Source organism: Actinomadura sp. WMMB 499, assembly GCF_008824145.1.
In the GTDB taxonomy this organism is placed as follows: domain Bacteria; phylum Actinomycetota; class Actinomycetes; order Streptosporangiales; family Streptosporangiaceae; genus Spirillospora.
The window spans coordinates 1274012-1295068 of sequence record NZ_CP044407.1 but is presented as its reverse complement, the minus strand read 5'-3'; the positions used below and the strand labels follow the sequence as shown (position 1 = coordinate 1295068).

Here is a 21057-nt window from a genome sequence, read left to right as displayed (position 1 = left end):
GGACGTGGCGGCCGGACGCGGCGGTCAGACGCGGCGCAGTACCGACAGGGAGCGGTCGGCGACCTTGAGCGTCGCGCGGGCCTTGGCCAGGGGACGCTCCCCGACCCCGCCGGGCTCGGCGGTGTCCAGCGTGTACGTCCAGCGCTCGCCGTACTCGGCCCCCGGGAGGGTGAACTCCAGGGGGTCGGGTCCGGCGTTGATCAGCAGCAGGAACGAGTCGTCCCGGACCCGGCGGCCGCGCTGGTCGGGCTCGGTGATGGCGTCGCCGTTGAGGAACACGCCGAGGCACTTGGCGAAGCCGACGTTCCAGTCGTGGTCGGTCATGATCTCCCCGGCGGGAGTGAGCCAGGCGATGTCTGCGGCGGCGCCCGTCCCGGTCCCGGTGAAGAACCGGCGGCGCCGGAACACCGGGTGGTCGCGGCGCAGCCGCGCCAGGGACCGGACGAACCCGACCTCCCCAGTGTCGTCCCAGTCCACCCAAGCGATCTCGTTGTCCTGGCAGTAGGCGTTGTTGTTGCCCCGCTGCGTGCGGCCCAGCTCGTCGCCGTGCGACAGCATCGGCACGCCCTGCGACAGGAACAGCGTCGCGAGGAAGTTGCGCTTCTGCCGGGCCCGCAGCGCGCGGACGGACGGGTCGCGCGTCGGGCCCTCGTGCCCGCAGTTCCACGACCGGTTGTCGTCGGTGCCGTCCCGGTTGCCCTCGCCGTTCGCCTCGTTGTGCTTGTGGTCGTAGGAGACCAGGTCCCGCAGGGTGAACCCGTCGTGGCAGGTCACGAAGTTGATGGACGCGAACGGGCGGCGCGCGCTGTGCTCGTACAGGTCGGACGAGCCGGTCAGCCGGGACGCGAACTCCGGCATCGTCGCGTACGAGCCGCGCCAGAAGTCGCGGACGGTGTCGCGGTACTTGCCGTTCCACTCGGTCCACAGCGGCGGGAAGTTGCCGACCTGGTAGCCGCCCTCGCCGACGTCCCACGGTTCGGCGATCAGCTTCACCTGGGAGACGACCGGGTCCTGCTGGACGAGGTCGAAGAACGCGGCGAGCCGGTCGACGTCGTGCAGCTCGCGGGCCAGCGCGGACGCGAGGTCGAAGCGGAAGCCGTCCACGCGCATCTCGAGGATCCAGTAGCGCAGCGAGTCCATGATGAGCTGCAGGGCGTGCGGGCTGCGCACGTTCAGCGAGTTGCCGCAGCCGGTGTAGTCGAGGTGGTAGCGCTTGTCGTCGTCGCGCAGCCGGTAGTAGGACGCGTTGTCGATGCCCCGGAACGACAGCGTCGGTCCCAGGTGGTCGCCTTCGGCGGTGTGGTTGTAGACGACGTCGAGGATCACCTCGATGCCCGCCTCGTGCAGCGCGCGGACCATCGCCTTGAACTCCAGCACCTGCTCGCCGAGCTGCCCGGACGAGCTGTAGGCGTTGTGCGGCGCGAGGAACCCGATCGTGTTGTAGCCCCAGTAGTTGTCCAGTCCCCGCGCGACGAGCGCGTGCTCGGGCACCGACTGGTGCACCGGCATCAGTTCCACGGCCGTCACGCCGAGCGACGCCAGATGGTCGATGATCACCGGGTGCGCCAGCCCCGCGTACGTCCCGCGCTGCTCCTCCGGGACGCCCGGGTGCAGCCGCGTCAGGCCCCGGACGTGCGCCTCGTAGATGACGCTCTCGTGGTAGGGGACGCGCGGCGGCCGGTCGTCGCCCCAGTCGAAGAACGGGTTCACCACCACGTTCTTCGGCATGTAGGGGGCGCTGTCGTCCGCGTTGAGGGCGTCGGGGTCGGTGAACCGGTACGAGAACAGCGACTCGTGCCACCGCACGTTGCCCTCGACGGCCTTGCCGTACGGGTCCAGCAGCAGCTTCGCCGGATTGCAGCGGTGCCCGCCGCGCGGCTCGAACGGCCCGTGCACCCGGTACCCGTACCGGCGTCCGGGCCCGACCCCGGGCAGGTAGCCGTGCCAGACGAACCCGTCCACCTCGGGGAGCTCGTACCGCGTCTCGCGGCCCCGCTCGTCGAACAGGCACAGCTCGACCCGCCGGGCCACCTCCGAGAACAGCGCGAAGTTGGTGCCCGTGCCGTCCCAGGTGGCGCCCAGCGGGTACGGATCCCCGGGCCAGACCTCCAGCATGCTCTTCCACTCCCGCCGTCTCGTCCCCCGCCAATGCGCAGCCGATTCTGACGTACCCCTCTCCTGCCCGCCCGCCACCGCCCGATATCAGAGTGTCATCCCTGAGCGCGTGGATCGGGTGCCGTGTTCGGGGCGGGCGTGTCGGGGAGGCGCCAGACCGTCTCGTCGTCGGCGGTCTCGGCCGTGGGCCGCAGCCCGAGCCGGGCGGCGACGGCCTCGGACGGCCGGTTGTCGGGGTGGATCAGCGCGACGATCTCGCGGACGCCCCGGTCGCGGAGCCAGCCGAGCAGGGCGCGGGCGGCCTCGGTGGCGAACCCGAACCCCTGGTAGGGCATGCCGATCACCCAGGCGACCGACGCGACCGTGGCGGGCGGCGCCGGGGTGACCGTCGACCCGGAGCCGGGCGGCGCGACGGCGAAGCGGCCCGGCGCGGGACGCACCGTCGCCTGCACGTAACCGATGGCGCGGCCGTCGCGGGCGCGGCGGACGATCCAGTTGAGCCAGTACTCCTGGTGGAACGGGGACGGGCCGGCGGCCAGGTGCGCGTAGCGCTCGCGGAGCTCGTCGAGGGTGAGGGGCTCGCCGCCGATGTAGCGGTGCAGGCGGCGATCGTCCAGCACGGGGGCCATCTCGTCGGCGTGGTGGGGCGCCAGCGGCTCGAGGACGAGCCGCTGCGTCCGGATGGTCTCGGCGATCGGCCCGTACACCCGGCGATCCTACGTCACGTCCCGTTCCCGGGCGGGGCCCGCTCAGAGCCGCCGCGTCCACACCCCGGGGGAGTGCTGGCCGGGGGAGAGCCACAGCCAGGGCTGCGAGCGCCGGAACGGCAGGTCGGTGCCGGGCTGCCAGGGGAACAGGCCGTCCTCGTTCGGCCACAGGACCTGCAGGAACGGGGGCGGCGTCCGCCGGTAGAACGCGACGGCGCCGCCCAGCAGCGCGTCGTACCAGCGGCGGTCGATGGCGCGGAACCCGGCGGGCCGGTCGCGGACGACGCCGTCGCGGCGCTCGCCCTCGGCGGGCGGGCGGCCCTCGGCGGTCCCCCGGCCGAGGAGGTCGAGCGACTCCTCCATCTCGTAGACGTCGCCGCCGAAGATCGCGAGCTCGGGTGCCCGGTGGCTGTGCCACAGCCCGATCGTGTACGCCCATCCGGGCCCGGCGTCGTCCGGATGGCGCAGCACGACGCTCCACCCGTACTGGGTGATGTGGACCATCGTGCGGAGGAGGAAGTTGTCCAGCCGGTCGCGGTCGCCGTAGTCGTGGCAGAGCACGCACGCACAAGGGGGCGGACCGTCGGGCATACCGCAAGCTTACGGCGATCGGAGCGCCCCGCGGCGCCCGGCCGGGCGGCGGGACGGGCGGCCGGCCGGGCGGGGGCCGTTTGAACCGGGCGGACGGAGGAACAGCACCTACGGCCGATGATCTTGCGGCTCGTCGAGAAGTGGGGAAACACTGTGACATCAACCGTCATGCCCGGATCTCGCGCCGCCGATCCGGCGGCCGACCTCGCCGCGGTGATCGACGCCGTCGTCGCCCCGAACGCCGCGCGGGTGGACGAGACCGGGGCCTTCCCCCGCGAGGGCGTCACCGCGCTCGCGGGCGCGGGGCTCCTCGGCCCGCCGGGCGGCCCCGGCGCCGGGGGCCTCGCGGACGCGGCCCGCGTCGTCGAGCGGCTCGCCGGGGCGTGCGGGTCCACGGCGATGGTCGTCCTCATGCACTACGCGGCGGCGGCCGTCCTCGAGGCGCACGGGCCGGACGACGTCCGCCGCGCCGTCGCCGCCGGCGAGCACCTCCTCACCCTCGCCTTCTCCGAGTCCGGCTCCCGCAGCCACTTCTGGGCGCCGGTCGGCACCGCAACGCCGGACGGTCCCGAGGTCCGGCTGGACGCCCGCAAGAGCTTCGTCACCTCCGCCGGCGAGGCCGACGGCTACGTGTGGTCGAGCCGCCCGCTGGCCGCGCCCGGCCCGATGACGCTCTGGTACGTCCCGTCCGGCGCGCCCGGCCTGACCGTGGACGGGCCGTTCGACGGGCTCGGCCTGCGCGGCAACGCGTCGAGCCCGGTGACGGCCGACGGCGTCCGGGTCCCGGCCGGGGCGATGCTCGGCGCGGACGGCGCCGGGCTCGACATCGCGCTCGCCGCCGGGCTCCCGGCGTTCCTGGTGCTGAGCGCCGCGTTCTCGCTCGGCGTCATGGAGTCGCTCATGGACGCCGCGGGCGACCGCATGACCCGGACCCGGTTCGAGCACCTCGACCGCACACCCGCCGACGACCCGGGGGCCCGCGCCGCCTACGCCCGGCTCCTCGTCCGGGTGGCCGAGACCCGCGCGTTCCTGCGCGACACCCTCACCGCCCTCGACACGGGCAGGGAGGAGGCGACGCTGCGCGTCCTGCAGGTCAAGGCGGTCGCGGGGGAGGCCGCCGCGGAGGTCGCCGACGGGGTGCTGCGGCTGTGCGGCGGGTCGGCGTTCGTCCGCGGCACCGGCGTCGAGCGGCGCTTCCGGGACGCGCTGGCCTCCCGCGTCATGGCGCCGACGACCGAGGCGCTGCACGACTTCGTCGCCCGGGCGGGCCTCGGCCTGCCGCTGTTCGGAGAGGAGAACCGATGCTGCTGATGGGGGCGGTCGCCTACGACCCCAAGGTCGTGACGATCTGGACCGGCTTCCGCGCATGGCTCGCCGCGCGCGGGTTCGCGTTCGACTTCGTCCTGTACTCCAACTACGAGCGGCAGGTCGAGGACCTGACCCTCGGCCGGATCCACGCGGCCTGGAACTCGCCGCTCGCCTGGATCCGGGCGCGCCGCCTGGCCGAGGCGCGGGGGCGCCGCGTGCGCCCGCTCGTGATGCGCGACTCCGACCGCGACCTCACCTCGGTCATCGTCGTGCGCGAGGGATCGCCGTACACGTCCGTCGCCGACCTGGCGGGTGCGACGGTCGCGGTCGGCGCCGCCGACTCCCCGCAGGCCACCCTGCTGCCGCTGTCGTACCTGCGCTCGCACGGCCTGGCCCCCGGCACGGACGTCGACGTCCGCCGGTTCGACGTGGGCGTCGGCCTGCACGGCGACCACGTCGGCGGGGAGCGGGACGCCGCGGCGGCGCTGGCGTCCGGCGAGGTCGCGGCGGCCTGCATGGTCGACGCGAACCACCTCCTGTTCGGGAGCGAGGGCGTGCTGCCCGCCGGCGGCACCCGCGTGCTCGCGCAGACCCCGCCCTACGACCACTGCAACCTCACGGTGTCGGACTCGGTCCCGGACGAGGCCGCCGGACGGTTCGCCGCGCTGCTGCTGTCGATGAGCTTCGCCGACCCGGCCGCCCGCCCGCTCCTGGACCTCGAGGGCCTCAAAGCCTGGGAGGACGGCCGCGACAGCGGGTACGCGGCGCTGGAGCGGGCCGTCGACGAGACCGGCTTCTACGACCGGGACGGGCGGGTGACCGCGCGCGGCTACGCGCCGTGAGGCACCTGGACCTCGCGGACCTGGGGTTCGAGCGGGGCGCGCACATCCTGGTCCGCCGCGCCCTGGCCGGCCTCGAACCGGGCGAGGACCTGGCCGTGACCGGCACCGACCCGGCGCTGCCCGTCCACCTGACCGCCTGGTGCCGCAGCGAGGGCCACCGCTTCGTCCCGCCGGACGACCCGGCGGCGACGCGCGTGCGGGGCCGGATCGTCCGGGGGCGGGCCGATCTCGACCGGTGGGCGGGGGCCGTGCGGGCGGGCGGGGCCGCGCCCGGCGGGGTCGTCCGGCGGCCGGATCCCCGGTGGGGGCTCGCTGCGCGCGGGGCGCTCGTCGAGCCCGGCGGCCCGCCGCTCGCCTCCGATCTGGCGGACCGCGACGTCGTGTGGGCCGATGCCGCGCCCCGCCTCTACGCGCACGCCGCGTCCGCCCAGTGGGATCCCGCGACGGCCGTCCCGTGGGACGCCGCGTTCGACGTGCCGGACGAGGTCGAGGCGGCCGTCGTGCAGGTGATGACGTACCTGGTCGAGAACGAGCAGGCCGCGCTGGTCGTCCCGGCGCGGCTGCTCGCCCGCGTGCACCCGCACTTCCGGGAGGTGCTGCAGTTGCTGGCCGTCCAGGCCGCCGACGAGGCGCGGCACGTGGAGGTGTTCGCGCGGCGCGCCGGGCTGCGCGGCGGCGAGCCCGGGACGTCGTCGGCGGGCGGCCGGGCCTCGCTGGCCACGCTGCTCGCGGAGCCGGACTTCTCGCTCGCCTCGTTCCTGCTGTCGGTCCTCGGCGAGGGCGCGTTCCTGAACCTGCTGTCGTTCCTCGACCGGCACGCGCCCGACCCCGTCACGCGCGCGGCCGTCCGGCTGGCCCGGCGGGACGAGGCGCGGCACGTGGCGTTCGGCGTCGCCCACCTGGAGCACCGCGCGCGGCTCGACCCGGCGCTGCGGGGCGGGCTGCGCGGCGCGGTCGAGCGGCGGCACGGCGCGCTGCTCGACACCGCGGGCCTGAACGCGGACGTGCTCGACTCGCTCGTCGTCCTCGCGGCGGGGGAGTGGACGCCGGCGGCGATCGCGTCCGGCCACCGCGCGGTGCGCCGGCTCCGCGCGGAGATGGACGAGGGACGGCGGCACCGGCTGGAGCGGCTCGGGTTCCCATCGGACGAGGCGGCGGAGCTGTCCGCCCTGCACACCCGCAACTTCATGTGACCGGAGCGGCCCGGACGGCGGGCCGTCCGGACCGCGCGCCGGGACGTCAGACCGGGGTGATCGGCAGTGGGCGGCGGGGCTCGAAGGTGAAACCGGTGCCGCTGCTGAAGCGCACGACGGCGACCTCGTCGGGCTCGGGGACCGGCTGCTCGCGGTGCACGACGGCGAGCCGCCACTCCTCGTCGGTGCCGGTGACCTCGACGTCCAGGCGGGGGTCCACGGTGCGGACGACGGCCCGGAGCGCGGTCGTCCAGCCGGGGCCGCACAGGGAGATCCAGGCGCCGTCATCGTGGGCGGGGGACGGGCGCAGCGCGATGCCCGCGCCCTCGGGAGCGGTCGTGATGTCGGCGTCCACGTAGGCCGCGGGGTTGAAGACCGGGTGCACCGCGAGGAGGCGGGCCGCTCCGTTCGCGTCGGCCGGGAGGTCCAGCGCGCGGGCCAGCCGTTCCGCGGCGATGCCCGCGATGCCCACCAGTTGCTTGCGGCGGATCCGGAGGAGTTCGCCGGCGTCGGCGGCGCGCTCGGCCACGGCGAGCGCGAAGGCCCGGTCGAGCAGGTGCATCTGCAGGCACACCTCGTCGGCGATCCGCACCAGCGCCGAGCGGGAGAAGGCGGCGAAGTCGAGGTCGGACAGCAGCGGGCCGGAGTAGTCGGCGCGGCCGTCGTCGGCCGGGTCGATCGGGGCCAGTTCGAGGTTCGCGGCGCGGGAGCGCTCGTTGTCGGCGAGCAGCGGGATGCCCTGGACGTCCGGGTGGGACTCGTCGATCGTGACGGTCCAGGCGCAGTGGGGGTGCCGGTCGGACGGCCGGCGCGGCGGCCGGTGGATCGGCCGCACCTGCGCCTTCGGGTTGGTCGCGACCGCGGTCGCGTCGAAGGTGGGGTCCTCGATGTCGTGGCACATGGAGCGGACGTAGTCGTCGCCCATCGGCTCGACGTCCATGAGGGCGCCGCAGTGGTCGAGGTGGAACTCGCCGTGCCAGCGGTCGTGGACGGTGTAGCGGAAGTCCATGAACTGCGGCGGCGCGCCGATGTCGAGCTGCAGCCCCTTGAAGATCGTCGGGACGTCGCCCTTCCCGGGGACCTCGGGGGCGTAACCGAGCGCCCGCTGCATCCGCCGGGTGTAGATGGGGCTCGAGGCGGCCCATTCCTCGATCGCGATCCGCGCCATCTCCTCCCGTCCGAAGGCGGATATGCACCACGCCATGCCGGAGCGGTCGATGAGCTGCCCGATCAGGAGCAGTTCGGGGACGACGGCCGCGAGCTCCCGGCGGGAGAGGCCGGCGTAACGGCTCGAAGGTGTCGTTCGGTTCATCTGCCCGTCTCCTCGATCGTCGTCAGCTCTGGGCCAGGCCCAGGCGCGCGGCCGTCTTGTCCAGGTACTTGATCACCGTGGCCTCGTCGGCGTCGGGCACGCCCCAGATCAGCTCGGACGCCCCGGCGGCGGTCCATCCGGCGATGTCCTCGGGGGCGGGCTTCTTGGTGACCAGGATCCGCACGTCGGGTTCGCCCGCGCGGCCCGCCCCGGCCCACTCCTCGCGGAGCAGGTCGGCCTTGCCGGCGATCCCGGTCTCGATCGGGGTGGTCATCCAGCCGTCGGCGTGGCGGGCGATCCACTTCATGGTCTTGGGTCCGCCGCCCGCACCGATGATCACGGGGATCCGGCCCCGCGGGGGCTTGGGGTAGGCCCAGCTCGGCCCGAACGAGACGAACTCGCCGTCGTAGGAAGCCTCGTCCTCGGCCCACAGCGCGCGCATGGCCTCGAGGTACTCCTTGAGAACGGTGCGCCGCCTTCCCGCGGGGACCCCGTGGTCGGCCAGCTCGTCGGTGTTCCAGCCGAACCCGGCGCCGATCGTGACCCGGCCGCCGGACAGGTGGTCGAGGGTCGCGAGCGTCTTGGCGAGGGTGATCGGGTCGGACTCCACCGGCAGCGAGACCGCGGTCGACAGGCCGATCCGCTCGGTGACCGCGGCGGCGGTCGCCAGCGACACCCACGGGTCGAGGGTGCGCGTGTAGCGGTCGTCGGGCAGGTCCTGGCCGCCGGTGGGGTGCAGCGCGTCGCGGCGCACCGGGATGTGCGTGTGCTCGGGCACGTAGAAGGTGTCGAAGCCGCGTTCCTCCGCGGCCCTGGCGAGAGCCGCCGGGGTGATGCCGCGGTCCGAGGTGAAGAGCACTATTCCGTTGCGCATGGCGCCATGCTAGAACGTGTTCTACATGTTTTGGAATGGTGACTGGACAGCTGTCTCGGGCGCCGGGCCGCTCGATCCGACCCGCCCGCGACCCTTGCGACGACCTGCGCGGCGACTTATGGTGGACACATGTCCAGTCAGGTGACCAGCGCCGCGCCGCGCCAGGGGCTCAACGCCCGGCAGGCCGAGACGGTGCGAAAACTGATGGCCGCCGGGCTCGAGGAGCTGCGCGCCGTCGGGCACGAGGCGCTGACGGTGCGGACGGTGGCGCAGCGCGCGGGCGTCTCCCCGGCGACCGCGTACACCTACCTCTCGTCCAAGAACCATCTCTTCGCGGAACTGTTCTGGCGGCATCTCAGCGAGGACGGCGCCGACGCGGCGACCGGGGACCGGGCGACCGAGCGCCTGCAGGCGGCGGTCCGGACGCTGACGGCCCGGATCGTCGCCGAACCGGAACTGGCGGCCGCGGTGACGCCGGCGCTGCTCGGCGGCGATCCGGACGTCGCGCGGCTGCGGCTGCGGATCGGCGGCGAGTTCTACGCGCGGTTCGAGGCCGCGCTCGCGGGGCCGCGCGCGTCCGGCGGGCCGCCCGACCCCGCCGTGCTGGAGGTGCTGGTGCTCACCTTCACCGGCGCGCTGCTGCAGGCCGGCATGGGCCTGCTGACCTACGACCAGATAACCGACCGGCTCGTCACCTCCGTCGAAGTGATCATGAGAGGCAACGAATGACCGCGCCGAGCGGCACAGCGGCCGGGCCACTGGCCTTCGACCCCTACGACTACGACTTCCACGAGGACCCGTATCCGGTCTACCGCCGGCTGCGCGACGAGGCGCCGGTCTTCCACGCCGAGCGGGACGACCTGTGGGTGGTCTCGCGGCACGCCGACGTGTTCGACGTGCTCCGCGACGACGTGACGTTCTCCAACCGGATGGGCGTCTCCCTCGACGCGAGCGCCTGGAACCCCGAGGCGCACCGGGTGATGAGCTTCCTGGCCCTGGACGGGCAGCGGCAGACCCGGCTGCGCAGGCTCGTCTCGGCCGCGTTCACGCCGCGGCGGGTCAGGGAGCTGCAGCCGCAGATCCAGCGGCTCACCGAGCACTACCTCCGGCGCACCTTCGCCGCCGTCGCCGAACACGGCGAGGCGGACTGGATCACCGACTTCGCCGGCAAGCTCCCCATGGACGTGATCTCGGAGATGATGGGGGTCCCGGAGGCCGACCGGGACGAGGTCCGTCGCCTCGCCGACCTCGTCGTGCACCGCGAGGACGGCGTCCGCGACGTCCCCCCGGCCGGCATGGCGGCGGCCGGGGAGCTGATCTCCTACTACGGCGGGATGGTCGCCGAGCGCCGGGCCGCGGCCGCGCCCGCGGAGGATCTCACCGCCGCGCTCACCGTCGCCGAGATCGACGGCGACCGGCTCACCGACGGCGAGATCATCGCGTTCCTGTTCCTCATGGTGGTCGCCGGCAACGAGACCACCACCAAGCTGCTCGGCAACGCCCTCTACCACCTCTCCGCGCACCCCGCGCAGAAGTCCGCGGTGCTCGCCGCCCCGGACGACCCCGAACCGCGGGTGACGTCCTGGATCGAGGAGACGCTGCGCCACGACACCTCCAGCCAGATGCTCGCGCGCTACGTCGTCGACGACGTGGAGATGCACGGCGTGACCATCCCCGCGGGCGCCAAGGCGCTCGTCCTGCTCGGCTCGGCCAACCGCGACGAGCGGGTCTTCACCGAGCCGACCGTCTACGACGTCCACCGGCCGAAGGACGAACTCGGCCGGATCGTCAGCTTCGGTTCCGGCAAGCACTTCTGCCTGGGCGCCAACCTGGCCCGGCTGGAAGCCCGCGTCGTCCTCAACGAGCTGGTCCGCCGGGTGGCGGACTTCCACGTGCACGCCGACCGCGCCGTCCGCGTGCACTCCACCAGCGTCCGGGGCTTCGCCCGCCTGCCGACCGGCTTCACCCTGCGGAAAGGCTGAGCGGAAGGGCTCAACGTGTCCAAGAAGTACCAGCACCCCGACCGCCGCCCCGCGGTGATCGCCGGCGCGTCCTCCGGCATCGGCGCCGAGACGGCCAAGGTCCTCGCCGCGGCGGGGCACCCGGTCGCGCTCGGGGCACGCCGCGTCGGCGCCCTCGAGGAACTGGCCGCGGCCATCCGCGCCGACGGCGGCGAGGCGGTCGCGCACGCGCTCGACGTCACCGCGGACGACTCGGTGGCCGAGTTCGCCGCGAAGGCCACCGCCGACATCGGCGAGATCGAGGTCGTGGTCGGCAGCGCCGGCCTGGTGGCGCCCGGGGCGACCATCGAGGTCACCTCCGAGCGCTTCGCGCGGGAGATCGACCTCAACCTCGTCGGCGCCCACCGGATCGCGCGGACGTTCGTGCCCGCCATGGTCGAGCGCCGCAGAGGCGACATCGTCTTCGTCTCCTCCGACGTCGCGGTGCGTCCGCGCCCGTTCATGGCGGCGTACTCCGCCGGCAAGTGGGGGCTGGAGGGGATGGTCAGCGCGCTGCAGATGGAGCTCGAAGGCACCGGTGTCCGGGCCTCGATCGTGCGCCCGGGGCCGACGTGGAGCGGCATGGGCACCGACTGGGAGGACGACGAGGCCGCGTTCGTGCTCAACCAGTGGGTCCGGTTCGGGCTGGCCCGGCATCCCCACTTCCTGAAGGCGAGGGCGCAGGCCGACGCGATCGCCGCGGTGGTCGGCGCGCCGCGCGGCGTGCACCTGAGCCTGCTCGACGTCAATCCCGAAGCCCCAGTGGAGGAGAAGCCATGACCGCTTCCGGGCTGGACCGGCTCGCCGCGATCCCCGAGGTGAGCACGGTCCTGGACGACCGGAGCCCCGAGGTCCCGGAGATCATCCGCGGCACCGGGCATCTGCCGGAGATGCGGGTCGACCCGATCGGCCTGTTCCACCGCGTCCGCGCGGAATGCGGCGACGTCGGCCGGTTCCGGCTCGCCGACAAGGACGTCGTGCTGGTCAGCGGCGCCGAGGCGAACGAGGTGTTCTTCCGGGCGCCCGACGATCTGCTCGACCAGGCCGCCGCGTACCCCTTCATGACGCCGATCTTCGGCAAGGGCGTCGTCTTCGACGCCTCCCCGGAGGAGCGCCAGCAGATGCTGAAGAACCAGGCGCTGCGCGGCGACATGATGCGCGGGCACGCCCGGACCATCGAGGCGGAGATCCGCGGGATGGTCGCGGACTGGGGCGACGAAGGGGAGATCGACCTCCTCGACTTCTTCGCCGAGCTGACCATCTACACCACGTCGGCATGCCTGATCGGCACGCCGTTCCGCAAGGAGCTCGACGCGTCCTTCGCGCACCACTACCACGAGCTGGAGCGGGGCACCGACGCGATCGCCTACGTCGACGCGTACGCCGACATCGATTCCTTCCGGCTGCGCGACGCCGCCCGGGAGAAGCTGGTCGCCCTGGTGCAGGGCATCATCGACCGCCGCAAGGAGCGGGGCAAGGTCCCCCGCGAGGAGCGCGACCTGCTCGACGTCCTCATCTCCCTGGACATGAGCGCCGACCACATCACCGGCATCTTCATCTCGATGATGTTCGCCGGCCACCACACCAGCAGCGGCACCGCCTCGTGGGCCATGATCGAGCTGCTGCGCCGCCCGGACGTCATGGCCGACGTCGTCGCCGAACTGGACGCGCTCTACGCCGACGGCTCCGAGGTCTCGTTCCAGGCGCTGCGCTCGATCCCGCTGCTCGAGTCGGCGCTGAAGGAGACCCTGCGCCTGCACCCGCCGCTGATCATCCTGATGCGCCTGGTCCGTGAGGACTTCGAGCTGCTCGGCACCACCATCCCCGCCGGGACGGTGCTGGCCGCGTCGCCGCGGGTCTCCAACCGGCTCGAGGAGGACTTCCCCGACGGGGAGAGGTTCGACCCGGGCCGCTATATCGACCCCCGGCAGGAGGACCTGCAGAACCGCTGGACCTGGATCCCGTTCGGCGCCGGCAAGCACCGCTGCGTCGGCAACGCGTTCGCGATGATGCAGATGAAGGCGATCTTCTCCGTCATCCTGCGCGACTTCACGTTCGAGCCCGCCCAGCCCATCGACTCCTACCAGGACGACTTCACGAAGATGGTGATCCAGCTCCAGCAGCCCTGCCGGGTGAAGTACCGGCGGCGGGCGGGGCGGTGACCTCGATGCGGGTCGTCGCCGACACGGGTGTCTGCCAGGGGCACCGGCTCTGCCAGGGGGACGCGCCCGACGTGTTCGGGTTCGACGAGGACGCGGACGTGGTCGTGGTCCTGGACGAGCATCCGGACGAGTCGCGCCGCAGGGACGTGGCCATGGCCGTGAAGTACTGCCCGGCCTTCGCGCTCTCGATCGAAGAGGACTGAGGAGACGCAGTGAGTGAACACGCAGCGCAGGAGCACGGCGGGCTGACCCGCGCCGAGATCGAGGAGTTCTGGGACTCCTGGCTCGACGGCAACCGGGAGGCCGAGCGGACCGGCGACTGGCGGATCCTGGCCGAGTGGTACGCCGAGGACGCGTCCTACGGCTGGATGTACCACCCCGACGAGCACTTCATGGCCGTCGGCCGCGACCAGATCCGCGACTGGGCGATCGGCATCGAGATGGACGGCCTCGACGGCTGGCACTACGACTACCAGGTCACCATGATCGACGAGCGGAAGTCGATGATCGTCGGCTTCTGGAAGCAGCGGTCGGGCATCACCGACGACGAGACCGGCCGGGAGTACGAGATCCTCGGCATCGGCGGCTCCTGGTTCGGCGTCGAGCGGCAGACCTCGGGCGCGGACGAGGGCAAGATCAAGATCGCCTGGCAGCGGGACTGGTTCGACATGCCCTCGACCGCCCACACCTTCATGGAGATCATCAACTCCGGCAAGGCGCCCGAGCCCCTGCTCAAGCGCATGAAGGTCGCCGGCCACGGCGTCCCGGGCCACTACCACCACAAGGACCTGCCCTCGCCGGTGTGGCCGCCGCCGGTCGAACGCGGCGACTACATCACGCAGGCCCCGGGGCAGGGACCGGGCGACGCTCCGAAGGGAGCGTCGTGACCGGCCGGTTCCCGGGCAACCCGCCGGCCCGGCAGTACATCGACGGCAAGCTCGGCGGGGCGAGCGACGGCGCGTCGTACCCGATCCTCAACCCGGCCACCGGGCAGGAGATCGGCCGCGCGCCGGACGGCACCGCCGCGGACGTCGACGCGGCCGTCGCCGCCGCCCGCCGGGCGTTCGACGAGACCGGCTGGTCGACCGACCGCGCGCTGCGGATCCGGGTGCTGCGCCAGTTCCACCGGGCGCTGCTCGACAACGCCGACGGGTTCCGGGAGCTCACCACCGCCGAGGCCGGCGCGCCGGCGTTCTTCGTCACCGGGCCGCAGTTCGACACCCCGGTGGAGAGCCTGAAGTGGACGATCGACCTCGCCGAGGGCTACGCGTGGGAGACCGACCTCGGCGTCGGCACCACGATGGGCATCCGGTCCCGCCGCGTCGTCCACCGTGAGCCGGTGGGCGTGGTCGCCGCGATCACGCCGTGGAACTTCCCCAACCAGATCAGCCTGGCCAAGATCGGACCGGCGCTGGCCGCCGGGAACACCGTGGTGCTCAAACCATCGCCCGACACCCCGTGGCTGGCGAGCGAGCTGGGCCGGCTGTTCGCCGAGCACACCGACGCCCCGGCCGGCGTGTTCAACGTCGTGACGCCCCGCGACAACGGCGTGGCGGCACTGCTGACCACCGACCCGCGGGTGGACCTGGTGTCCTTCACCGGTTCTACCGGCACCGGGCGGGCGGTCGCCGCGGCCGCGGCGCCCACCCTGAAGCGGGTCTTCCTCGAACTCGGCGGGAAGTCCGCGGCGATCGTGCTCGACGACGCCGATCTGGCGTCCGCCGTCGGCTCCACCGCCTTCGCCGCGTCCGTGCACGCCGGCCAGGGCTGCGCCATCACCACCCGGCTGCTGGTGCCGCGGGAGCGCCACGACGAGGCGGTGGAGATCGCCGCGGCCACGATGGGCTCGCTCGGCGCGAAGGACCCGCTCGACCCCGGCACCATCTGCGGCCCGGTGATCTCGGCGGCGCAGCGGGACCGGGTGAAGCGCTACCTCGATCTGGCGGTCGAGGAGGGCGGCCGGTTCGCCATCGGCGGCGGCGTCGCCGAGCAGGAGGGCGAACTCGCCGGCGGGTTCTGGATCGAGCCGACCGTGGTCGCCGGGCTCGCCAACACCGCCCGGGTCGCCCAGGAGGAGATCTTCGGCCCGGTGCTGACCGTCATCCCGCACGACGGCGACGACGACGCCGTGCGGATCGCCAACGAGTCGCCCTACGGCCTGTCCGGCTCGGTCGACTCCGGTGATCTGGCGCGCGCCAGGGCGGTCGCCGCCCGCGTCCGCACCGGGACGATCGGCGTCAACGGCGGACTGTGGTTCGGCGCGGACGCGCCGTTCGGCGGCTACAAGCAGTCCGGAATCGGCCGCGAGATGGGCGTGGCCGGGTTCGAGGAGTACCTCGAGCTCAAGACCGTGGCCGAGCCGGCCCGGCGTGAGGGAGACCAGCGATGAGCAGATTCCAGGACAAGGTCGTCATCGTCACGGGCGCGGCCCAGGGCATCGGCGAGGTCTACGCCAGGGGGTTGGCCGCCGGGGGAGCGTCGGTGGTGGTGGCCGACATCAACGAGGAGGCCGGCGCCCGGGTCGCCAAGGAGATCGGGACGGACGGGGGGCGGGCGATCTTCGCCCGCTGCGACGTGTCGTCGCCGGAGTCGGCGCAGGCCGTCGCGGACGCGGCCGTCGCCGAGTACGGCGGCATCGACGCCCTGGTCAACAACGCCGCCATCTACGGCGACATGAAGTTCGACCTGCTCATCAAGGTCGACTGGGACTACTACCGCAAGTTCCTCGACGTGAACCTGAACGGCGCGCTCGTCATGACCCGCGCGGTGTACCGCGAGCTACGCAGGCGCGGCGGCGGCTCGATCGTGAACCAGTCCAGCACCGCGGCCTACCTCTACTCCGGCTTCTACGGGCTGGCGAAGGTCGGCGTGAACGGGCTGACCCAGCAGCTCGCGCACGAGCTCGGCGGGATGAACATCAGGGTGAACGCGATCGCGCCCGGCCCCACCGACACCGAGGCCACCCGGGCCCAGGCGGGCGACGCGGCCAAGGAACTCGTCGGCGCCATGGCCCTCAAGCGGCTCGGCCGCCCCGAGGACATGCTCGGCGCGGTGAGGTTCCTGCTCTCCGACGACGCCTCGTGGGTGACCGGCCAGATCATCGCCGTCGACGGCGGCCAGACCTTCCGGCTGTAGGCGGGAACGAGATGGGGAACCGGCATGAGTGAGATCGTCCGCGTCGGGTTCGTGGGGCTCGGCGACATCGGCAAACCCATGGCGACCAGGCTGGCCGGGCGGCAGGCCGAAGCGGGACTGCGCGTCGGCGTGTTCGACATCGCCGCGGCACCGGTCGAGGAGCTGGTCAAGGCCGGTGCGGAGGCGGCGGCCGGCGTGGGCGCCCTCGCCGCCCGCAGCGACGTGCTGTGCGTGATGGTCAACAACGACGCGCAGGTGCGCTCGGTGCTCGACGAGGTCTTGGCCGCCGACGGCGTCGGCGCCGGGCTCACCGTGGCCGTCCACTCGACGGTGGCGCCCGAGACGCCCGCCGAACTGCGGGCGCTCGCCGCGCGGCACGGCGTCCGGCTCGTCGACGCGCCCGTCTCGGGGGGCGCGATGGGCGCGGGCGGCGGCCGGCTGGCCGTCATGGTCGGCGGGTCCGCGGAGGACTTCGCCGCGGTCCGCCCGGTCCTGGACGTCCTGGCGACGAAGGTCGTCCACGCCGGGCCCATCGGCGCGGGCACCCGGTTCAAGCTCGCCCGCAACCTGATGCACTACACCGCGTTCACCGCGGCGACCGAGGCGCAGCGGCTGGCCAAGGCCGCCGGTCTCGACGTCGACGCCCTGGGCGAGGTCGTCCGGCACACCGACGCGGTCACCGGCGGCCCTGGAGCGATCATGTACCGCGACACGACCGCCGAGCTGGAGCCGGGATCGTTCTGGTTCACCACGCTCGGCCAGGTGAAGGTGCTCGCGGAAAAGGATCTCGACTTCGCCATCGCGCTGGCCGACGAGCTGGACGTCGACGTCCCGCTGGCCAGGATCGCGCGGGAGAGGTTCGCGCCCGGACTGGGATTCCCCGAGGAGCGGCCGTGAGCGACGAGACGAACGGGAAGTTCGACGGTCTCCCCGAGGTGCGGGCCAGGGGCCTGCGCAAGATGGAGCAGATCTACGGCTTCGAGATGGCCGACGGGACCGGCGACTTCTTCCACTACACCGTCGACCATCTGTTCGGCGAGATCTGGCAGCGGCCGGGCCTCACCGACCGGGACCGGCGCCTGCTGCTCATCGGCCTGCTCACCGGGCAGGGGGCGGCGGACGTGCTCGGCATCCAGGTGCCCGCCGCCTACGCCAACGGCGAGTTCGACGACGAGGCGCTGCGCGAGATCGTGGTGTTCATGTGCCACTACGCGGGCTGGGCGCAGGGCGCGCGGCTGGACTCGGTCGTCGAGCAGACGATCGGCAAGGCGGCACGAGCGGCCGCCAAGCGGGCGGCCGCCGAGCAGCGGGAGTGACCCGATGATCGCGGGGCGGCAGCGGCCCCGCCGGACGACCGGTACCGTCCCCCACCCCCAGGAGCACCATGGCCATCCGCGTCCTTCACGTGGCGACCGGCAACGTCGGCCGCATCGCCCTGTCCCAGCTGATCGAGGATCCCCGTTTCGAGCTGGCCGGGCTGGTCGTGTCCGGCCCCGAGAAGGTCGGGCGGGACGCGGGCGAACTCGCCGGCCTCGACGTGGTCACGGGAGTGGCCGCCACCGACGACCTGGACGCGGCGCTAGCGGGCCGTCCGGACTGCACGGTCTACTGCGCGCTCGGCGAGACCCGGCTGTCCGGCGCCCTGGCGGACATCCGGAAGATCCTCGCCTCGGGAAGCGACGTCGTCGCCTCCTCGCCGGTGCCGCTGATCTACCCGTGGGGCGTCCTGCCGTCCCGGATGATCGCCCCCGTCGAGGACGCCTGCCGGGCGGGCGGCACGAGCATCTTCGTCACCGGCGTGGACCCCGGGTGGGTCAACGACCTGCTGCCCTTCGCGATCGCGGGCACGTGCCAGCGGGTGGAGCAGGTGCGCTGCTCGGAGATCGCCGACTACGCGACCTATGACGGCGGCCCGGTCATCTTCGACTTCATGGGCTTCGGCCGTCCTCCCGGCGACGTGCCGAAGATGTTCGAGCCGGGGATGCTGGCGGCGTCCTGGGGCGTCAGCCTCCGGATGCTGGCCCGGGGGTTCGGGTTCGAGCTGGACGAGATCACCGAGTGGTTCGAGCTGGAGCCGGCGCCCGAGGCGTTCGACGTGGCCGCCGGGCGGATCCCCGCGGGCGGCGTGGCGGCGATGCGGTTCGAGGTCCGCGGCCTCGTCGGCGGCAAGGAGGTGCTGGTCATCGACCACACGACCCGGCTGCGCGGCGACCTGCGCCCCGACTGGCCGCAGCCGGCGCAGGACGGCGGCTCCTACCGCGTCGAGATCGTCGGCGAACCGTCCTACCGCGTCGACGTCTGCCCGACCAGCGACCGCGGCGACCACAACTACGCCGCGATCGCCGCGGGCGCCGGGCGCATCGTCAACTCGATCCCCGACGTCGTCGCGGCGCCGCCGGGACTGCGGACACCGCTCGACCTGCCCTTCAACACCGCTCATGGCGTCTTCGCCACGACGCTGCCCCGCTGACCCCCGACCGAGAGGAACCGACGATGGGACGTGTGGACGGAAAGGTCGCCCTGATCAGCGGTGGCGCGGGCGGCATCGGGGCCGCCAGTGCCCGGGCGCTGGCCGCCGAGGGCGCCAAGGTCGTGATCGGCGACGTCCAGGACGACGTCGGCGCGAAGGTCGCGGACGAACTGGGCGACGCGGGCCGCTACGTCCACCTCGACGTGCGGAGCGCCGAGGACTGGGCGTCCGCCGTGGAGACCACCGTCGCCGAGTTCGGCGAGCTGAACGTGCTCTTCAACAACGCGGGGATCGCCAACGGCGCCGCCATCAACCGGTTCAAGCCGGAGAAGTGGCAGGAGATCATCGACATCAACCTCACCGGCCCGTTCCTCGGCATCCGCGCCGCCACGGACGCGCTGATCGCGGCCGGGGGCGGGTCGATCATCAACAACTCCTCCATCGAGGGGCTCCGCGGCACCTCCTGGGCGCACGGCTACGTCGCCTCGAAATGGGGCCTGCGCGGCCTGACCAAGTCGGTGGCCATCGAGCTGGCCCCCCACGGTATCCGCGTCAACTCCCTGCACCCGGGCCTGATCCGGACGCCGATCACCGAGGGCATCCCCGACGACATGATCCCGATCCCGCTCGGACGCCCCGGCCGGCCCGAGGACGTCGCCGGGTTCGTGGTGTTCCTCGCCGCCGACGAGTCGTCCTACGCCACCGGCACCGAGTTCGTCATCGACGGGGGCACCGTCAACCAGATCCCGCACAAGGGCTGACAGCGACCGATCCGAGACGACATCCAACGGCATTGAGGCGAGCATCGATGAACGCACAATCCTCCCCGGGACTGGCCGTCCCCCAGGTGGTACCGGCCGCGGATCTCGCCGCCGACGTCGAGCGTTTCGACGTGGTGGTGGTGGGCTTCGGGATCGCCGGCGGCTGCGCGGCGCTGGAGGCCGCGCGCTCGGGAGCCCGGGTCCTGCTGCTGGAACGCGCCGCCGTGCACGGGGGCACGTCGAGCATGTCCGGCGGCCACTTCTACCTCGGCGGCGGCACGGCGGTGCAGCGGGCCACCGGTCACGAGGACACGGTCGAGGCGATGGTGCGCTACCTGATGGCGAGCACCAAGAGCCCTGACGAGGAGAAGATCCGGGCCTACTGCGAGGGGTCGGTCGCCCACTTCGACTGGCTCGAGGCACTGGGATTCGAGTTCGAGCGGTCCTACTTCCCCGGGAAGGCGGTGATCCAGCCCGGCACCGAGGGGCTGATGTTCACCGGGAACGAGAAGGTGGCGCCGTTCCGCGACGAGATCCCTCCGGCGCCGAGGGGCCACAAGGTCCCGGTTCCGGGCGACACCGACGGCACCAAGATCGTGATGGACCTGCTGCGGGACCGGATCGAGGAGGCGGGAGTCGAGGTCCGGTACGAGACCGGCGCGACCAATCTCGTGGCCGCCGAGGACGGTACGGTCGCCGGCGTCGCCTGGCGGAACTACGACCGGACCGGCGTCGTCGCCTCCACCGCGGTCGTGGTCGCGGCGGGCGGTTTCGTGATGAACCCCGACATGGTCGAGGCCTACACGCCGGCGCTCGGCGGGAAGCTGTTCACCCTGGGCTGCACCTACGACGACGGTCTCGGCATCCGGCTGGGCCAGTCGGTCGGCGCCGCGCTCGAGCACATGGACGAGCCCTTCCTCACCGCGCCGTTCTACCCGCCGTCATCGCTGGTGAAGGGGCTGATCGTCAACAACCGCGGCGAGCGGTTCGTGGCCGAGGACAGCTACCACGCGCGCACGTCGTACTTCGTGCTGAGGCAGCCGGACGCGGCGGCGTACCTGATCGCCGACAGCGACCACATGGAGGAGCAGCGGATGCCGCTGGTGCCGCTGAAGGACGGCTACGAGACGATCGAGGAGATGGAGAGCGGGCTGGGCGTGCCCCGCGGCTCGCTGGCCCGCACGATGGCGCGCTACAACGAGCACGCCGCACGCGGCGAGGACCCCGACTTCCACAAGCATCCCGACTGGCTGGCACCGCAGACCGAGGGCCCCTGGGGCGTCTACGACCTCAGCCTCGGCACCGCCCTCTACGCCGGCTTCACCCTCGGCGGCATGGCCACCACCCCCGACGGCGAGGTCCGGCGGGCGGACGGTTCGGTCATCGGCGGGCTCTACGCGGCCGGAGCCTGCGCGTCCAACATCGCCCAGGACGGCGCCGGCTACTGCTCGGGCACCCAGCTCGGCGAGGGCTCGTTCTTCGGCCGCCGCGCCGGCGCCGCCGCCGCCCGCCGAACCCGCGCCGCGTCCCGCTGAGACCCGCCGAGCACCTCCGGCCCTGGTGGGAGAATTCCTGAATTGGAGAGGC

At 73.0% G+C, this 21057-nt stretch carries 21 protein-coding genes; 16 read left to right on the top strand and 5 right to left on the bottom strand.

What is annotated here, in order from left to right:
- Positions 1 to 24: 24 nt before the first annotated feature.
- The 3 genes from glgX to F7P10_RS05490 all read right to left on the bottom strand — a co-directional run bounded on the left by glgX (position 25) and on the right by F7P10_RS05490 (position 3413).
- Positions 25 to 2115 carry a glycogen debranching protein GlgX gene (glgX, locus tag F7P10_RS05500; RefSeq protein ID WP_151008362.1) on the bottom strand — a complete coding sequence of 697 codons (2091 nt, stop codon included), beginning with the start codon at positions 2113 to 2115 and terminating at the stop codon, positions 25 to 27.
- 95 nt (positions 2116 to 2210) lie between these two features.
- Positions 2211 to 2822, bottom strand: a complete 612-nt coding sequence (locus tag F7P10_RS05495) for a GNAT family N-acetyltransferase (protein WP_151008361.1) — start codon at positions 2820 to 2822, stop codon at positions 2211 to 2213.
- 42 nt (positions 2823 to 2864) lie between these two features.
- Positions 2865 to 3413: a DUF4262 domain-containing protein gene (locus F7P10_RS05490; protein ID WP_151008360.1), complete on the bottom strand. Its 549-nt coding sequence runs from the start codon at positions 3411 to 3413 to the stop codon at positions 2865 to 2867.
- 168 nt (positions 3414 to 3581) lie between these two features.
- On the opposite strand from F7P10_RS05490, the gene F7P10_RS05485 reads away from it, so the two are divergent.
- Genes F7P10_RS05485 through F7P10_RS05475 form a run of 3 tightly spaced genes read left to right on the top strand, consistent with a single transcriptional unit; the run spans position 3582 to position 6756 of the window.
- Positions 3582 to 4724, top strand: coding sequence for an acyl-CoA dehydrogenase family protein (locus F7P10_RS05485; RefSeq protein WP_151008359.1), 1143 nt, complete (start codon positions 3582 to 3584; stop codon positions 4722 to 4724).
- A complete protein-coding gene (locus F7P10_RS05480; protein WP_218040387.1) occupies positions 4715 to 5563 on the top strand; it encodes a phosphate/phosphite/phosphonate ABC transporter substrate-binding protein in 849 nt (282 codons plus the stop codon). The genes F7P10_RS05485 and F7P10_RS05480 overlap by 10 nt, the downstream gene beginning before the upstream one ends.
- The gene (locus F7P10_RS05475; RefSeq protein WP_151008358.1) at positions 5560 to 6756 is read left to right on the top strand and encodes a ferritin-like domain-containing protein; all 1197 of its coding nucleotides are present in this window, start codon (positions 5560 to 5562) and stop codon (positions 6754 to 6756) included. Before F7P10_RS05480 ends, F7P10_RS05475 begins: the two co-directional genes overlap by 4 nt.
- 46 nt (positions 6757 to 6802) lie before the next feature.
- Here F7P10_RS05475 and F7P10_RS05470 read toward each other — a convergent pair whose 3' ends face one another.
- Together F7P10_RS05470 and F7P10_RS05465 are read right to left on the bottom strand one after the other, a co-directional pair.
- A complete protein-coding gene (locus tag F7P10_RS05470) occupies positions 6803 to 8068 on the bottom strand; it encodes a hypothetical protein (protein ID WP_151008357.1) in 1266 nt (421 codons plus the stop codon).
- A gap of 22 nt (positions 8069 to 8090) precedes the next feature.
- Positions 8091 to 8942: an LLM class F420-dependent oxidoreductase gene (locus F7P10_RS05465; RefSeq protein WP_151008356.1), complete on the bottom strand. Its 852-nt coding sequence runs from the start codon at positions 8940 to 8942 to the stop codon at positions 8091 to 8093.
- Positions 8943 to 9071: 129 nt separating this feature from the next.
- On the opposite strand from F7P10_RS05465, the gene F7P10_RS05460 reads away from it, so the two are divergent.
- From F7P10_RS05460 to F7P10_RS05400, 13 genes are all read left to right on the top strand, one after another.
- Entirely contained in the window at positions 9072 to 9671 is a 600-nt protein-coding gene (locus F7P10_RS05460) for a TetR/AcrR family transcriptional regulator (RefSeq protein ID WP_218040386.1), read from the top strand.
- Positions 9668 to 10924 carry a cytochrome P450 gene (locus F7P10_RS05455; protein WP_151008355.1) on the top strand — a complete coding sequence of 419 codons (1257 nt, stop codon included), beginning with the start codon at positions 9668 to 9670 and terminating at the stop codon, positions 10922 to 10924. Before F7P10_RS05460 ends, F7P10_RS05455 begins: the two co-directional genes overlap by 4 nt.
- Before the next feature lie 15 nt (positions 10925 to 10939).
- Complete coding sequence (locus tag F7P10_RS05450) at positions 10940 to 11722, top strand: SDR family oxidoreductase (RefSeq protein WP_151008354.1); 783 nt, start codon at positions 10940 to 10942, stop codon at positions 11720 to 11722.
- Positions 11719 to 13104 carry a cytochrome P450 gene (locus tag F7P10_RS05445; RefSeq protein ID WP_151008353.1) on the top strand — a complete coding sequence of 462 codons (1386 nt, stop codon included), beginning with the start codon at positions 11719 to 11721 and terminating at the stop codon, positions 13102 to 13104. Before F7P10_RS05450 ends, F7P10_RS05445 begins: the two co-directional genes overlap by 4 nt.
- A gap of 5 nt (positions 13105 to 13109) precedes the next feature.
- Positions 13110 to 13307 carry a ferredoxin gene (locus F7P10_RS05440; RefSeq protein WP_151017847.1) on the top strand — a complete coding sequence of 66 codons (198 nt, stop codon included), beginning with the start codon at positions 13110 to 13112 and terminating at the stop codon, positions 13305 to 13307.
- Positions 13308 to 13316: 9 nt separating this feature from the next.
- Positions 13317 to 13991 (top strand): nuclear transport factor 2 family protein, encoded by a 675-nt coding sequence (locus F7P10_RS05435; protein ID WP_176611311.1) that lies wholly within the window; start codon positions 13317 to 13319, stop codon positions 13989 to 13991.
- Positions 13988 to 15493, top strand: a complete 1506-nt coding sequence (locus tag F7P10_RS05430; RefSeq protein WP_151008352.1) for an aldehyde dehydrogenase — start codon at positions 13988 to 13990, stop codon at positions 15491 to 15493. Before F7P10_RS05435 ends, F7P10_RS05430 begins: the two co-directional genes overlap by 4 nt.
- Complete coding sequence (locus tag F7P10_RS05425) at positions 15490 to 16239, top strand: SDR family oxidoreductase (RefSeq protein ID WP_151008351.1); 750 nt, start codon at positions 15490 to 15492, stop codon at positions 16237 to 16239. Before F7P10_RS05430 ends, F7P10_RS05425 begins: the two co-directional genes overlap by 4 nt.
- A gap of 24 nt (positions 16240 to 16263) precedes the next feature.
- Positions 16264 to 17136 carry an NAD(P)-dependent oxidoreductase gene (locus F7P10_RS05420; protein ID WP_151008350.1) on the top strand — a complete coding sequence of 291 codons (873 nt, stop codon included), beginning with the start codon at positions 16264 to 16266 and terminating at the stop codon, positions 17134 to 17136.
- Positions 17133 to 17555 (top strand): carboxymuconolactone decarboxylase family protein, encoded by a 423-nt coding sequence (locus F7P10_RS05415; RefSeq protein WP_254716417.1) that lies wholly within the window; start codon positions 17133 to 17135, stop codon positions 17553 to 17555. The genes F7P10_RS05420 and F7P10_RS05415 overlap by 4 nt, the downstream gene beginning before the upstream one ends.
- Positions 17556 to 17623: 68 nt before the next feature.
- The gene (locus F7P10_RS05410) at positions 17624 to 18709 is read left to right on the top strand and encodes a diacylglycerol kinase (protein ID WP_151008349.1); all 1086 of its coding nucleotides are present in this window, start codon (positions 17624 to 17626) and stop codon (positions 18707 to 18709) included.
- Between the two features lie 23 nt (positions 18710 to 18732).
- Positions 18733 to 19470, top strand: coding sequence for an SDR family oxidoreductase (locus F7P10_RS05405; RefSeq protein ID WP_151008348.1), 738 nt, complete (start codon positions 18733 to 18735; stop codon positions 19468 to 19470).
- Positions 19471 to 19517: 47 nt separating this feature from the next.
- Entirely contained in the window at positions 19518 to 21005 is a 1488-nt protein-coding gene (locus tag F7P10_RS05400) for an FAD-binding protein (protein ID WP_151008347.1), read from the top strand.
- The last annotated feature ends 52 nt before the right edge of the window (positions 21006 to 21057 follow it).

What these genes read in the sequence shown, in the direction of transcription:
- F7P10_RS05425 (WP_151008351.1), top strand. Translation starts at nt 15,490, where the DNA reads ATGAGCAGATTCCAGGACAAGGTCGTCATCGTCACGGGCGCGGCCCAG.
- F7P10_RS05465 (WP_151008356.1), bottom strand. Translation starts at nt 8,942, where the DNA reads ATGCGCAACGGAATAGTGCTCTTCACCTCGGACCGCGGCATCACCCCG.
- F7P10_RS05400 (WP_151008347.1), top strand. Translation starts at nt 19,518, where the DNA reads ATGAACGCACAATCCTCCCCGGGACTGGCCGTCCCCCAGGTGGTACCG.
- F7P10_RS05445 (WP_151008353.1), top strand. Translation starts at nt 11,719, where the DNA reads ATGACCGCTTCCGGGCTGGACCGGCTCGCCGCGATCCCCGAGGTGAGC.
- F7P10_RS05410 (WP_151008349.1), top strand. Translation starts at nt 17,624, where the DNA reads ATGGCCATCCGCGTCCTTCACGTGGCGACCGGCAACGTCGGCCGCATC.
- F7P10_RS05455 (WP_151008355.1), top strand. Translation starts at nt 9,668, where the DNA reads ATGACCGCGCCGAGCGGCACAGCGGCCGGGCCACTGGCCTTCGACCCC.
- F7P10_RS05480 (WP_218040387.1), top strand. Translation starts at nt 4,715, where the DNA reads ATGCTGCTGATGGGGGCGGTCGCCTACGACCCCAAGGTCGTGACGATC.
- F7P10_RS05470 (WP_151008357.1), bottom strand. Translation starts at nt 8,068, where the DNA reads ATGAACCGAACGACACCTTCGAGCCGTTACGCCGGCCTCTCCCGCCGG.
- F7P10_RS05485 (WP_151008359.1), top strand. Translation starts at nt 3,582, where the DNA reads ATGCCCGGATCTCGCGCCGCCGATCCGGCGGCCGACCTCGCCGCGGTG.
- F7P10_RS05420 (WP_151008350.1), top strand. Translation starts at nt 16,264, where the DNA reads ATGAGTGAGATCGTCCGCGTCGGGTTCGTGGGGCTCGGCGACATCGGC.
- F7P10_RS05440 (WP_151017847.1), top strand. Translation starts at nt 13,110, where the DNA reads ATGCGGGTCGTCGCCGACACGGGTGTCTGCCAGGGGCACCGGCTCTGC.
- F7P10_RS05405 (WP_151008348.1), top strand. Translation starts at nt 18,733, where the DNA reads ATGGGACGTGTGGACGGAAAGGTCGCCCTGATCAGCGGTGGCGCGGGC.
- F7P10_RS05490 (WP_151008360.1), bottom strand. Translation starts at nt 3,413, where the DNA reads ATGCCCGACGGTCCGCCCCCTTGTGCGTGCGTGCTCTGCCACGACTAC.
- glgX (WP_151008362.1), bottom strand. Translation starts at nt 2,115, where the DNA reads ATGCTGGAGGTCTGGCCCGGGGATCCGTACCCGCTGGGCGCCACCTGG.
- F7P10_RS05460 (WP_218040386.1), top strand. Translation starts at nt 9,072, where the DNA reads ATGTCCAGTCAGGTGACCAGCGCCGCGCCGCGCCAGGGGCTCAACGCC.